The sequence below is a fragment of the Xanthobacter sp. 91 genome, from assembly GCF_000702385.1.
Classification (GTDB): Bacteria; Pseudomonadota; Alphaproteobacteria; order Rhizobiales; family Xanthobacteraceae; genus Xanthobacter; species Xanthobacter aminoxidans.
In genome coordinates this window covers 1,758,019-1,770,315 of record NZ_JNIB01000001.1, presented here as the reverse complement: position 1 = coordinate 1,770,315, position 12,297 = coordinate 1,758,019, and the positions used below count along the sequence as shown (strand labels likewise).

General features: G+C 69.6%; 12 protein-coding genes and 1 tRNA gene. 8 read left to right on the top strand and 5 right to left on the bottom strand.

The genetic code is table 11. The annotated features are described in order from the left end of the window. Positions 1-301: 301 nt before the first annotated feature. Positions 302-568, bottom strand: a complete 267-nt coding sequence (rpsT, locus tag A37E_RS0108510) for a 30S ribosomal protein S20 (RefSeq protein ID WP_024276666.1) — start codon at positions 566-568, stop codon at positions 302-304. Between the two features lie 305 nt (positions 569-873). Between rpsT and A37E_RS0108505 the strand changes: the two genes are divergently transcribed. The 7 genes from A37E_RS0108505 to A37E_RS0108475 all read left to right on the top strand — a co-directional run bounded on the left by A37E_RS0108505 (position 874) and on the right by A37E_RS0108475 (position 7,509). Beyond that, complete coding sequence (locus A37E_RS0108505; protein ID WP_029556210.1) at positions 874-1,860, top strand: complex I NDUFA9 subunit family protein; 987 nt, start codon at positions 874-876, stop codon at positions 1,858-1,860. Positions 1,861-1,965: 105 nt separating this feature from the next. Beyond that, positions 1,966-2,670, top strand: coding sequence for a phosphoribosylanthranilate isomerase (locus A37E_RS0108500; RefSeq protein ID WP_051678882.1), 705 nt, complete (start codon positions 1,966-1,968; stop codon positions 2,668-2,670). Beyond that, a complete protein-coding gene (trpB, locus tag A37E_RS0108495) occupies positions 2,667-3,884 on the top strand; it encodes a tryptophan synthase subunit beta (RefSeq protein WP_029556208.1) in 1,218 nt (405 codons plus the stop codon). Before A37E_RS0108500 ends, trpB begins: the two co-directional genes overlap by 4 nt. A gap of 26 nt (positions 3,885-3,910) precedes the next feature. Then, entirely contained in the window at positions 3,911-4,228 is a 318-nt protein-coding gene (locus A37E_RS0108490) for a hypothetical protein (protein ID WP_210165117.1), read from the top strand. A 29-nt stretch (positions 4,229-4,257) separates the two neighbouring features. Then, a complete protein-coding gene (trpA, locus tag A37E_RS0108485; protein WP_029556206.1) occupies positions 4,258-5,085 on the top strand; it encodes a tryptophan synthase subunit alpha in 828 nt (275 codons plus the stop codon). A gap of 153 nt (positions 5,086-5,238) precedes the next feature. Then, a complete protein-coding gene (gene accD, locus A37E_RS0108480) occupies positions 5,239-6,132 on the top strand; it encodes an acetyl-CoA carboxylase, carboxyltransferase subunit beta (protein WP_024276672.1) in 894 nt (297 codons plus the stop codon). A gap of 51 nt (positions 6,133-6,183) precedes the next feature. Next, a complete protein-coding gene (locus tag A37E_RS0108475) occupies positions 6,184-7,509 on the top strand; it encodes a folylpolyglutamate synthase/dihydrofolate synthase family protein (RefSeq protein WP_029556205.1) in 1,326 nt (441 codons plus the stop codon). A 15-nt stretch (positions 7,510-7,524) separates the two neighbouring features. On the opposite strand, the gene edd is transcribed toward A37E_RS0108475, so the two are convergent. Next, a complete protein-coding gene (gene edd / locus A37E_RS0108470; protein WP_029556204.1) occupies positions 7,525-9,360 on the bottom strand; it encodes a phosphogluconate dehydratase in 1,836 nt (611 codons plus the stop codon). 64 nt (positions 9,361-9,424) lie between these two features. Beyond that, positions 9,425-9,859 carry a pyridoxamine 5'-phosphate oxidase family protein gene (locus tag A37E_RS0108465; protein ID WP_029556203.1) on the bottom strand — a complete coding sequence of 145 codons (435 nt, stop codon included), beginning with the start codon at positions 9,857-9,859 and terminating at the stop codon, positions 9,425-9,427. 187 nt (positions 9,860-10,046) lie between these two features. Between A37E_RS0108465 and A37E_RS0108460 the strand changes: the two genes are divergently transcribed. Then, the gene (locus A37E_RS0108460) at positions 10,047-10,571 is read left to right on the top strand and encodes a heme-binding protein (RefSeq protein ID WP_029556202.1); all 525 of its coding nucleotides are present in this window, start codon (positions 10,047-10,049) and stop codon (positions 10,569-10,571) included. Positions 10,572-10,654: 83 nt separating this feature from the next. Here A37E_RS0108460 and A37E_RS0108455 read toward each other — a convergent pair. Both A37E_RS0108455 and otsA read right to left on the bottom strand, forming a co-directional pair. After that, a tRNA-Leu gene (locus tag A37E_RS0108455) sits at positions 10,655-10,741 on the bottom strand. Between the two features lie 78 nt (positions 10,742-10,819). Next, positions 10,820-12,295 carry an alpha,alpha-trehalose-phosphate synthase (UDP-forming) gene (gene otsA, locus A37E_RS0108450; protein ID WP_029556201.1) on the bottom strand — a complete coding sequence of 492 codons (1,476 nt, stop codon included), beginning with the start codon at positions 12,293-12,295 and terminating at the stop codon, positions 10,820-10,822. Positions 12,296-12,297: the final 2 nt, after the last annotated feature.

Sequence of the window (12,297 nt, the reverse complement as noted above, 5' to 3'; positions counted from 1 at the left end):
GAAATACGGTTATCCAATACTCCTCCAAAGGGGCCGCTTTGGCGTGTTCCAGCCTTTGGCCTCTAAGCCGTTCTCGCGGATCGGGTTTTTCTGATCGGTCCGGATTGCCCCCGCAGCGGCCGGCCGGGCTGGAAAAAACCGCGCCCTTTGCCGCGTTTCCGGCCGCCGCGCCCTTGACGGGGTCAGAGAATCGGGGTCCGCGCGCAACAGTCTGGCTGAAGATCTCTGCGGCCGGTCCAAAGCAAAAAGGCCCGGCAGAGCCGGGCCTTCAAGATAAGTCAGTCTGCTTGATTGATCTAAATCAAGCGCTGAGCTTCTTCACGCGGGCGGCAAGGCGGGACACCTTGCGGGACGCGGTGTTCTTGTGAATGACGCCCTTGGTCACGGCGCGCATGATTTCCGGCTCGGCCGCCTTGAAGGCAGCGGAAGCGGCCGTGGCGTCGCCGGTGGCGAGCGCGTCTTCGAGCTTGCGCAGATAGGTGCGCACGCGAGACCGGCGAGACCGGTTGACCTCGGTGCGACGCTCGATCTTGCGGACCGCCTTTTTGGCGGAAGGCGTATTGGCCATCGGCCGTCCTTGCTGGTTCGCGCCCGGCGGCACGGCCATCTGGCCACTTCGCGTCGCGCATGAATGAGTGAACAAGCCGGCAGCCCATGCCGCCAGCTAGGTGGCGGGCTTATACGGTCGCGCGGCTCCCGCGTCAACACGTTGGACGGAAAAGTCGTACACGACGTGGCACCTTGGCGGCTTTACGGAACCCGCCGGCATCGCGTATGTGCTGCGCGCACTCTATATATGGCATGCCGGCACGAAGGCATGCCGGCGGCGCGCAAGGCCGAGGCCGGCGCGGCGCATCAAGGCGGGGGTTCGGCATGAGCGATGTGACGGTGACCGATCGTCCGGTGAACGACAGCTTGGTGACGGTCTTCGGCGGCTCCGGCTTTCTCGGCCGGCATGTGGTGCGAGCGCTGGCCATGCGCGGCTATCGCGTGCGCGTCGCCGTGCGCCGGCCGGAACTGGCCGGCTTTCTCCAGCCGCTGGGCTTCGTCGGCCAGATCCAGATTTCCCAGGCCAACGTGCGCTATCCCGAGAGCGTCGCCCGCGCCGTCGACGGCGCCGAGGCGGTGGTGAACCTCGTGGGCGTGCTGGCCGAGGGCGGCCGGCAGAGCTTCGATGCCGTGCACGCCTTCGGTGCCCGCGCCGTTGCCGCCGCGACCGCCGCGCAGGGCGTGCCGCTGGTGCATCTCTCGGCCATCGGCGCCGATGCCAATTCCCCCTCCGGCTACGGCCGCAGCAAGGCGGCCGGCGAGGCCGTCGTGCGCGCCACGGTGCCGGACGCGGTGATCTTCCGCCCCTCCGTGGTGTTCGGGCAGGAGGATGAGTTCTTCAACCGCTTCGCCGCCATGGCCCGCCTCTCCCCGGCGCTGCCGCTGATCGGCGGCGGCGTCACCAAGTTCCAGCCGGTGTTCGCCGGCGACGTGGCCGCCGCCGTGCTCGCCGCGGTGGACGGCAAGGCCAAGGCCGGCACCACCTACGAGCTGGGCGGTCCCGAGGTGCGCACCTTCCGCGAGCTGATGGAGCTGATGCTCGCCGAGATCGGCGCCAAGCGGGTTCTGGTGGATCTGCCGTTCGGCCTCGCCTCCTTCATGGCCAAGCTGACCCAGTGGGCCCCCGGCGCGCCGCTCACCGTCGATCAGGTGGACATGCTGCGCTCGGACAATGTGGTGTCTCAGGCTGCGATCGCCGAGGGCCGGACGCTGGCCGGCCTCGATCTCACCCCCACCTCCCTCGCGGTGGTGCTGCCGACCTATCTCTGGCGGTTCCGCAAGGCGGGGCAGTTCACCCGCGTCGAGACCTGACCGGCCCGCCGGTCCCTTCCCGACGCATCGCGAGGGCCGTTGAAATGGCGGCCCTCACCTCTACGGTGTGAAGGTTCACGACCGGCACCCTCCCAGGTTCACCCCATGGCTCGCGACGACAGGCGCTTCGAGGTCAAGATCTGCGGCATCCGCACGGCGGATGCGCTTGAGGCCGCCCTCGAGGCGGGCGCCGATCTCGTCGGCTTCGTCCATTTCCCCAAGAGCCCGCGCCACCTCGCGCTCGCCGATGCGCCGGCCCTGGTCGCCCGCGTCGCCGGCCGCGCCGGCAAGGTGGCGCTGCTGGTGGACCCGGACGACGCGCTCCTTCAGGACGTGATCGCGGCGTTTTCGCCCGACATTCTCCAGTTGCACGGCCACGAGACGCCCGCGCGCGTCGCCGACATCAAGGCGCGCTTCGGCCTGCCGGTGATGAAGGCTCTGCCGGTCGCACGCCGGGAGGATCTCGCGGTCCTGCCGGCCTATGCGGCGGTGGCGGACCGCATCCTGTTCGACGCCAAGCCCGATCCGGGGGCGCTTCTGCCCGGCGGCAACGGCCGGCCGTTCGACTGGGCGCTGGTCGCCGGCCTTGACGTCAACCGGCCTCTCATGCTTTCCGGAGGCCTTACCGCCGACAACGTGCCGCAGGCCCTCGGATTGGTCCGGATGGACGGCGTGGACGTATCGTCTGGCGTGGAGGACGCGCCCGGCGTGAAAAGTCCCGACAAGATCCGTGCCTTCGTCGCTGCGGCGAGGCGCGCCGCGTCCACCTCATCCTTGCAAGACCCCCTATCGAAGGCCCGCGCGTCGTGACCGTTCTCAATTCCTATCGCACCGGCCCCGATCACCGCGGCCATTTCGGCATCCATGGCGGCCGCTTCGTCGCCGAGACGCTGATGCCGCTCATCCTGGAGCTGGAAAAGGCCTATGAGGCGGCCAAGGTCGATCCCGCCTACCATGCGGAGATGGCCGGCTACCTCACCCATTATGTGGGCCGCCCCTCGCCGCTCTATTTCGCCGAGCGCCTCACCAACCATCTCGGCGGCGCCAAGGTCTATCTGAAGCGCGAGGAGCTGAACCACACCGGCTCCCACAAGGTGAACAACGTGCTCGGCCAGATCATGCTCGCCCGCCGCATGGGCAAGGAGCGGGTGATCGCCGAGACCGGCGCCGGCCAGCACGGCGTCGCCACCGCCACCCTGTGCGCCCGCTTCGGCCTGAAGTGCGTGGTCTACATGGGCGCGGTGGACGTGGAGCGTCAGGCCCCCAACGTGTTTCGCATGAAGATGCTGGGCGCCGAGGTGGTGCCCGTGCAGTCCGGCTCGCGCACCCTCAAGGACGCCATGAACGAGGCGCTCCGCGACTGGGTGACCAACGTCCACGACACCTTCTACTGCATCGGCACGGTGGCCGGCCCGCACCCCTATCCGGCCATGGTGCGCGATTTCCAGTCCATCATCGGCCGCGAGACCCGCGAGCAGATGCAGGAGATGGAGGGTCGCCTGCCGGACAGCCTCATCGCCTGCGTCGGCGGCGGCTCCAATGCCATGGGCCTGTTCCACCCCTTCCTCGACGATCCCGAGGTGAAGATCTACGGCGTGGAGGCGGCGGGCCGCGGCATCGACACCCACGAGCATGCGGCGTCCATCGCCGGCGGCCGGCCGGGCGTGCTGCACGGCAACCGCACCTATCTGCTCATGGACGACGACGGCCAGATCATCGAGGCCCATTCCATCTCAGCCGGCCTCGACTATCCCGGCATCGGGCCGGAGCATTCCTGGCTGAACGACGTGGGCCGCGTCACCTATCTCAACTGCACCGACCAGGAGGCGCTGGACGCCTTCCAGCTGCTGACGCGGCTCGAGGGCATCATTCCGGCGCTGGAATCGGCCCATGCCATCGCCAAGGTGATCGAGCTGGCGCCCAAGCTGCCGGCGGACCACCTGATGGTCGTCAACCTTTCCGGCCGCGGGGACAAGGACGTCCCCCAGGTGGCGGAGATACTCGGGACTCGTCTGGGGGCGTGACCATGAAGAGCATCTGCGGGAAAGTCGTGTCGTCCTTGATCGCCACGGCGGCGGTCGTGCTCACCCTTGGCGGTGCACAGGCGGCCGACCTCGAACTGACGCCGGGCAAGATCTACACGGACGCCGCCGGGGCCTATGTCTCGGTGGCGGTGAAGAACACGGGCACCGCCACGGCGGCCGAGGTGAAAGTGACCTGCGAGTTCTTCGCCGGCAAGCGCGCCCTCGGCAAGTCCTCCACCACGCTGTTCTCCATCGTCGGCGGCGTCACCGGCACCGACCAGGTGCGCTTCCTCGGCGGCACCAGCGCCACCAGCGCCACCTGCACGCTGGCCGGACAGAAATAGTCCGCGTCTCCTCTCATCCAGGCAAGCCCATGACCACCCGCATCTCCGACCGCTTCGCCGCCCTCAAGGAAGAGGGGCGGCCGGGCCTCGTCACCTTCGTCACCGCCGGCGACCCGGACGGCGAGACCTCGCTCGCCATCCTCAGGGCGCTGCCGGGCGCGGGGGCCGACGTGATCGAGCTGGGCGTGCCCTTCACCGATCCCATGGCCGACGGCCCGGCCATCCAGGCGGCGGGGCTGCGCGCGCTCAAGGGTGGGCAGACGCTGGCCAAGACGCTGGAAATGGTCGCCGCCTTCCGCGGCGAGGACCAGACCACGCCGGTGGTGCTGATGGGCTATTTCAACCCCATCTACGTCTTCGGCGTGGAGCGCTTCCTCATCGACGCCAAGGTCGCCGGGGTGGACGGTCTGATCGTGGTGGACCTGCCGCCTGAGGAGGACGACGAACTGTGCATCCCGGCGCTGAATGCCGGGCTGGACTTCATCCGCCTCGCCACCCCCACCACCGACGACAAGCGCCTGCCCACCGTGCTCGCGAACACCGCGGGCTTTGTCTACTACGTCTCCATCACCGGCATCACCGGCGCGGCGACGCCGGATGCGAACGCGGTGGCCACCGCCGTGGCGCGCATCAAGAGCCATACCGCGCTGCCCGTGGCGGTCGGTTTCGGCGTGAAGACCCCGGAGCAGGCGGCCGCCATCGCGCAGGGCGCCGATGCGGTGGTCGTCGGCTCGGCGCTGGTGGAAGTGGTGCGCCGCACCCTCGACGAGGAGGGCAAGGCCACGTCCAACACCGTGATCGGCGTGGAAGCCCTCGTCAGCGAGCTGGCCGAGGCGGTGCGCGGCGTGCGGCGCTGAGCCGGCTTCGCCGCAACGGCAGCAAGGTGGTATGATCGACGGCAACAGCGGTGATCGCCGTACTTTCGCCGTGTCAGACTTGCCATTAGGGCGGAGGGGGGACTATGTGCGCCGCAGCGCGGCGCCGCGCCCCTCCGTACCGGAGATGATCCCGTGAACTGGATTTCCAACGTCGTCCGCCCGAAGATCCGCGACTTCCTGGCGCGGCGCGAGGTGCCCGAAAACCTCTGGGTCAAGTGCCCGGAGACCGGGCAGATGGTGTTTCACAAGGATCTGGAGGCGAACCTCTACGTCATCCCGGCGTCCGGCTACCACATGCGCATGGACGCGGTGACGCGGCTGAAGAACACCTTCGACGACGGCGCCTATGAGGAAGTCACCCTTCCCGAGGTGGCCATCGACCCTCTCAAGTTCCGCGACGAGCGCCGCTATGTGGACCGCCTGAAGGACGCCCGCACCAAGACCGGCTACCAGGATGCGGTGAAGGTGGCGACCGGCCTGCTCACCGAGCTGCCCGTCACCATCGCCGTGCAGGATTTCGGCTTCATGGGCGGCTCGCTCGGCATGGCCGCCGGCGAGGCGGTGGTGAAGGGGCTGGAGACGGCCGCCGAGCGCGGCACGCCCTTCATCATGTTCGCGGCCTCCGGCGGCGCGCGCATGCAGGAGGGCATCCTCTCCCTCATGCAGATGCCGCGCACCACGGCGGCCATCCAGGAGCTGCGCGAGGCGAAGAAGCCCTACATCGTCGTGCTCACCAACCCGACCACGGGCGGCGTCACCGCCTCCTACGCCATGCTGGGCGACATCCAGATCGCCGAGCCCGGCGCGCTGATCGGCTTCGCCGGCCCGCGCGTGATCGAGCAGACCATCCGCGAGAAGCTGCCCGACGGCTTCCAGCGCGCCGAATATCTGCGCGAACACGGCATGCTCGACATGGTGGTGCACCGCCACGAGATGCGCGACACGCTGGGCCGCCTGTGCCGGATGCTGACCAAGGCGCCGGCTTTGCCGCCCAAGGGCCGGCTGCCGCGCCCGCAGGCGGCGTGAGGGAGGCCTGATCGCGGGCCCCTCACGTGGGGGCTCCCGGCTCGACGCACCATGGCACTGCCCCTGCCCGCCCGCGCCACGGACGAGATTCTCTCCCGCCTCGCCGCGCTTCACCCGAAGAAGATCGACCTGTCCCTCTCGCGGATGGAGCGTCTGCTGGAGGCGCTCGGCCATCCCGAGCGGCGCCTGCCGAAGGTGATCCACGTCGCCGGCACCAACGGCAAGGGCTCCACCATCGCCTTCATGCGCGGGATGCTGGAGGCGGCCGGCCAGAGCGTGCACGTCTACACCTCGCCGCATCTGGTGCGCTTCAATGAGCGCATCCGCCTGGGCGCGCCGGGCGGCGGGCGGCTCGTCTCCGACGCGGCGCTGGCCGATGCCCTCGACCGGGCGGAGGTGGCCAATGCCGGCGCCCCCATCACCCTGTTCGAGATCACCACGGCGGCGGGCTTCCTGCTGTTCGCCGAGCATCCGGCGGACGTGCTGCTGCTGGAGGTGGGCCTCGGCGGCCGGCTGGACGCCACCAACGTGGTGGAAAAGCCGCTGGCCAGCGTCATCACGCCGGTTTCCATCGACCATGTGGACTTCCTCGGCTCCTCGGTGGAGGCCATCGCGGGGGAGAAGGCCGGCATCATCAAGCCGCGCTGCCCCGTCGTGACCGGCGCCCAGTCACCGGAGGCGCTCGCCGTGATCGAGCGGGCGGCGGCGAAGAAGCTCGCGCCCTTGTTCGTGCGCGGCCAGCAGTGGAACGTGCAGGAGGAGGGGGGCCGGCTCGTCTATGCGGACGAGGACGGCTTGCTCGACCTGCCGCGCCCGCGCCTCGTCGGACCGCACCAGATCGACAATGCGGGCCTTGCCGTCGCTGCCCTGCGCGCGGTGAAGCTGCCCGCCGCCCATGATGCGGGAATCCTGCGGGCCGACTGGCCGGCGCGCCTCCAGCGGCTCGCGCCCGGCCCGCTCTCCGCCCGCGCTCCGGCCGGCGTGGAATTGTGGCTCGATGGCGGGCACAATGCCGCCGGCGGCGCCGCCCTCGCCCATGCCCTGTGCGAGCTGGAGGAGCGCTATTCGCGGCCCCTCGTGCTCATCCTCGGCATGCTCGGCACCAAGGATGTCACCGGCTTCCTCCAGCCCTTCGCCGGCCTCGTGCGCGAGGCGATTGCGGTGCCGGTGCCCGGAGAACATGCGGGCCTGAAGCCGGAGGACGTGGCGGCCGCCGCCGTCAGCCTCGGCATGAAGGCGAGCGTCGCGCGGGACGTGGGCAGCGCCCTCGACGGCATCGCCCGCGAGGCGGTGGTGCCGCCGCCGCGGGTGCTGATTGCCGGATCGCTTTATCTGGCCGGCGCCGTGCTCGCCGCCAACGGCACGGCGCTGGGCTGAGGCCCTGCGCGCCCGTCACACCGCCGCGAAGATCGACGCGCCGTTCTCCGCCTCGCCCACGGCGGCGCGGAAGGGGGCGAACAGCTCGCGCCCGACGCCCACATGGTTGGCGGAGAGATCGGCCGTGGCGCTGGGCCGGGCCGCCCACTCGCCGGGCGGGACCAGCACCTCCAGCCGGCCCGTCACCGCATCGACCCGGATCATGTCGCCGTCGCGGATGCGGGCGATGGCGCCGCCGTCCAGCGCCTCCGGCGTGACATGGATGGCCGCCGGCACCTTGCCCGACGCGCCGGAGAGGCGGCCGTCGGTGACGAGGGCCACCCTCTGCCCGCGATCCTGCAGCACGCCGAGGGGCGGCATGAGCTTGTGCAGCTCCGGCATGCCATTGGCCTTCGGCCCCTGGAAGCGCACGACGGCGACGAGATCGCCGGTCAGTTCGCCCGCCTTGAAGGCCGCCTGAAGCTCCTCCTGCGAATGGAAGACCTTGGCCGGCGCCTCGATCACATGGCGCTCCGGCGCCACCGCCGAGGTCTTGATGACCGCCCGGCCGAGGCTGCCGTCCAGCACCTTGAGTCCGCCGGTGGCCTGGAACGGTGCCGCGACGCCGCGCAGCACCTTGTCGTCGCCGCTGGTCGTCGCCCCGTCCCGCCAGTCGAGGGTGCCGTCGGGCGCCAGCACCGGCTCGCGGGTATAGGCCTCGAGCCCCCGGCCGAGGATGGTCTCGGCATCGGCATGCAGCAGGCCGGCGGACAGCAGTTCGCGCACCACAAAGGGCATGCCGCCCGCCGCATGGAAATGGTTCACGTCCGCCGAGCCGTTGGGATAGACGCGGGCGAGCAGCGGCGTCACCTCGGCGAGCGCGGAGAAATCGTCCCAGCTCAAGGCGATGCCCGCCGCCGCCGCCATGGCGACGAGGTGGAGCGTGTGGTTGGTGGAGCCGCCGGTGGCGTGGAGGCCGACGATGCCGTTCACGAACGCCTTCTCGTCCAGCATCCGGCCGGCGGGGATGTGATCGTTGCCCAGCGCCGTGATGGCCAGCGCGCGCTGCGCCGCCGCCTTGGTGAGGGCATCGCGCAGCGGCGTGTCCGGCGTAACGAAGGAGGCGCCGGGCAAATGCAGGCCCATGATCTCCATGAGCATCTGGTTGGTGTTGGCGGTGCCGTAGAAGGTGCAGGTGCCGGGTCCGTGGTAGGACTGGCTCTCCGCCTCCAGAAGCGCGTCCCGGCCCACCTTGCCCTCGGCATAGAGCTGGCGGATGCGGGACTTCTCGTTGTTCGGCAGCCCGCTGGTCATGGGGCCGGAGGGGATGAACACCGCCGGCAGATGGCCGAACGAGAGCGCGCCGATGACGAGGCCGGGCACGATCTTGTCGCAGATGCCGAGGAAGACCGCGGCATCGAACGTCTGATGGGAGAGGGCCACGGCGGTGGAAAGGGCGATCACCTCGCGGGAGAAGAGCGACAGCTCCATCCCCGCCTCGCCTTGGGTGATGCCGTCGCACATGGCCGGCACGCCGCCCGCCACCAGCGCCGCGCCGCCGGCCGCGCGGGCCGCCTCGCGCAGCAGCTCGGGATAGCGCTCGTAGGGCCGGTGGGCCGAGAGCATGTCGTTATAGGCGGTGACGATGCCCAGCGAAGGGCCTTCCCCCGCCCGCAGCATGGCCTTGTCGGAGGGGCCGCAGGCGGCGAAGCCGTGGGCCTGGTTGGCGCAGCCCAGGGCCTGGCGCTGGGGCCGGCGCTGGGCTGCCGCCTCGATGCGGTCGAGATAGCGGCGCCGCGCGTCGTGGCTGCGCCTGACGATGCGCTCCGTGATCTCGCCGACGCGGGCGTCGAGCATGTGCTGTGCGGCCATGGGGGCTCCTCCTTGCCGCGAGTCTTCACCCTGAGCGACGCCCGGCGCAAGGGTTGGACGTCCTCTAAAGGACGAGTTCCCCGTCGTCCTCGCCGTTCCACCAGTGGAGGCGCTGCGCCTCGACCTTGATGAGCACGAGGCCGGGCGTGTCGATGCCGGCCGGGAACCAGCGGTCGAGATCGGCGGTCCAGCGCGCCTCGAAGGCGGTCTTGTCGCGGATGATCTGCGCCTTGCCTTCCACGGTGGCGAAGAAGGGGCGCTGGCCGAGGATGCCGCTGGTGCCCTGAAGGGCGAGGCCCACATTGGGATCGCGGGCGATCTCGCTCACCGCGCGGGCATCCTCTTTGGCGAAGAAGAAGCTGCTGCCGTCATAGTCCACGTCGCCGTTGTTGCTCATGGGCCGCCCGGCCAGCGCGCCGCCCTCGCTCTTGGTGAAGAGGGTGGTGAAATCGATGTCGCGCATCTTCTCCACCACTTCGTCCAGCGTCATCTCGGCCATGGCGTAGTCGCTCCCGCTTGTGTCCTGCATTCAATGCCGGCGGGGCGGTTTGGTTCAGGCGGGCGTGCGCCGGAGGAGTGAAACCGCATTCGGCGAAGTTGACAAGTTACGGTCATCATGTAACCGTAAAAATATAAACATAAAGGTTACAGAGCGTCGCCGCGCGCACGCCACGAAAGGACACATCATGAAAGCAAGGACGATGGTCGCCGCCCTTCTGCTCGCGGCGACCGGCTGGGCCGTGCCCGCCGCGGCGCAGGTGGGCTACAGCGGATATGCGCTGCCCCTCGGTCTCGCGGTCGAGGCGGCGACGGCGGCGGTGAAGGCGTGCGAGGCCAAGGGCTGGCCGGTGACGGCGACAGTGGTCGATGCGTCGGGTCTCGTGAAGGCCACGCTGAAGGCGGATCACGCTACGGTCCACACGCCGGACACCGCCTTCCGCAAGGCCTACACGGTGGCGACCCTCGGCCCGATCTTCAAGTTCGACCGGTCGAGCGCGTTCGCGGAGATCGTCGCGAAATATCCCGGCGGCGCGGGCTCCTCGCTCACCACCATCCCCAACGTGATCGCGCTGGCGGGCGGTGTGGCGGTCATGCACGGCAACGAGATCGTCGCCGCCATCGGCGTCGGCGGCGCACCGGGCGGCGACAAGGACGAGGCCTGCGCCAGCGCCGGCCTCGCGGCCATCGCGGATCGTGCCAACACGCACTGACGGGATGAAGGGATTGGTGCGCCAGAGCGGAGCGGAGGCGAACCCGCGCGATGGGTTGGCGGGCGGCATCGCGCGAGGAAAGATGGTGCGGGCGGTCGGACTCGAACCGACATATCCGTGAGGACGGCGGATTTTGAGTCCGCTGCGTCTACCAGTTCCGCCACGCCCGCAGCCGAAGCCTCTTTATAGGCTTGCCGGCCGGGCGCCAACAGGAAAGCGGCGGGGTATCCCCGCCGTTCGCTTACACCTCATGCGCCGCGCGGCAGCGCGCTCGATCCCCAGCCCACCGGCAGGCGCACCACGCTGCGCATCGCCGCGCGGGGCAGGGCGATGTCGCGGCGCTCCGGCTGCGGGTCCGGTTCCAGCGCCGCCAGATAGTCCTCGGCCCAGCGGTTGATGTCGTGCTCTTCGAGCACCCGCATCATCCGGCGGTGGCGCTCGCGCCGCTCCGCCAGCGGCATCTCCAGCGCCCGGCGCAGGGTGACGGCGACGCCCTCGGTGTCGTGCGGATTGACGATCAGTGCCCCGTTCCCGAGTTCGCTCGCGGCTCCGGCGAACTGGGACAGGAGCAGAACACCGGGATCGGCCGGGTCCTGCGCGGCGACGAATTCCTTGGCGACGAGGTTCATGCCGTCACGCAGTGGCGTCACCAGCGCCACGTCGGCGCGGCGGTAGAAGCCGGCGAGGGCGGAGCGCGAATAGGTGCGGTTCACATAGCGCAGCGGCGTCCAGGAGACATCCGAGTAGGCGCCGTTGATCTGCCCCGCCCGGTGGGAGACGCTTCGGTCCATGTCCTGATATTCGGGCACGTCGGTGCGGCTCTTGGGCGTGATCTGCACGAAGGTCACGCGGTCGTGCCAGTCCGGCTGGGTGCGCAGGAACTGGTCGTAGGCGTCCAGCCGGTTGGGGATGCCCTTGGAATAGTCCAGCCGGTCCACGCCGATGATGAGCTTGCGGCCGGAGAGGCTCTCGTCGAACGCCTTCACGAAGCGGGTGCGGCTCGCGTGCCGCGCCCGCCGCGCAAAGGCGCCGGTCTCGATGCCCACGGGAAAGGTGCCGAGGCGCACGCGCCGGCCGCCGATATCGCAGCCGTTGCCGTCGGGCGTCGTCTGGCCGCCGCGGGTCTCGAGATAGCGGGCGAAATTCTCCCGGTCGCCCTCGGTCTGGAAGCCGACCAGATCGTAATGGGCCAGCGCCCCCACGGTGTCGGCGTGCTGCGGCAGGGCCTGGATGATGTCCGCCGGCGGCATGGGGATGTGCAGGAAGAAGCCGATGCGGTTGTTGTGGCCGCGCTCCCGGAGATACTTGGCCAGCGGCATCATGTGGTAGTCGTGGATCCACAGGATGTCGTCCGGGCGGATGATCTTCTCCAGGTGGTCCGCGAACATCCGGTTGACGCGGATGTAGCCGGAGAGGTCCGAGCGGTAGAATTCAGACAGATCCACCCGGTAATGCAGCACCGGCCACAGCACCCGGTTGGCGAAGCCGTTGTAATATTCCTGGTAGTCCTCGTTGGTGAGGTCGACCACGGCATAGGTGACGCCCGCGTGTTTCGTCGCCTGGGGCGTATCGGAGGGGTCCGGTGCGATGCGCCCGCTCCAGCCGAACCAGATGCCGCCACGATCCTTGAGGGCGGCGTTGACGGCGACGGCGAGTCCCCCGGCCGGCGCACCGGACTTCTGGGGGAGGGCCACTCGGTTCGATACGACCACGATGCGGGACACTG

What these genes read in the sequence shown, in the direction of transcription:
- rpsT (WP_024276666.1), bottom strand. Translation starts at nt 568, where the DNA reads ATGGCCAATACGCCTTCCGCCAAAAAGGCGGTCCGCAAGATCGAGCGT.
- A37E_RS0108505 (WP_029556210.1), top strand. Translation starts at nt 874, where the DNA reads ATGAGCGATGTGACGGTGACCGATCGTCCGGTGAACGACAGCTTGGTG.
- A37E_RS0108500 (WP_051678882.1), top strand. Translation starts at nt 1,966, where the DNA reads ATGGCTCGCGACGACAGGCGCTTCGAGGTCAAGATCTGCGGCATCCGC.
- trpA (WP_029556206.1), top strand. Translation starts at nt 4,258, where the DNA reads ATGACCACCCGCATCTCCGACCGCTTCGCCGCCCTCAAGGAAGAGGGG.
- A37E_RS0108475 (WP_029556205.1), top strand. Translation starts at nt 6,184, where the DNA reads ATGGCACTGCCCCTGCCCGCCCGCGCCACGGACGAGATTCTCTCCCGC.
- edd (WP_029556204.1), bottom strand. Translation starts at nt 9,360, where the DNA reads ATGGCCGCACAGCACATGCTCGACGCCCGCGTCGGCGAGATCACGGAG.
- A37E_RS0108465 (WP_029556203.1), bottom strand. Translation starts at nt 9,859, where the DNA reads ATGGCCGAGATGACGCTGGACGAAGTGGTGGAGAAGATGCGCGACATC.
- A37E_RS0108460 (WP_029556202.1), top strand. Translation starts at nt 10,047, where the DNA reads ATGAAAGCAAGGACGATGGTCGCCGCCCTTCTGCTCGCGGCGACCGGC.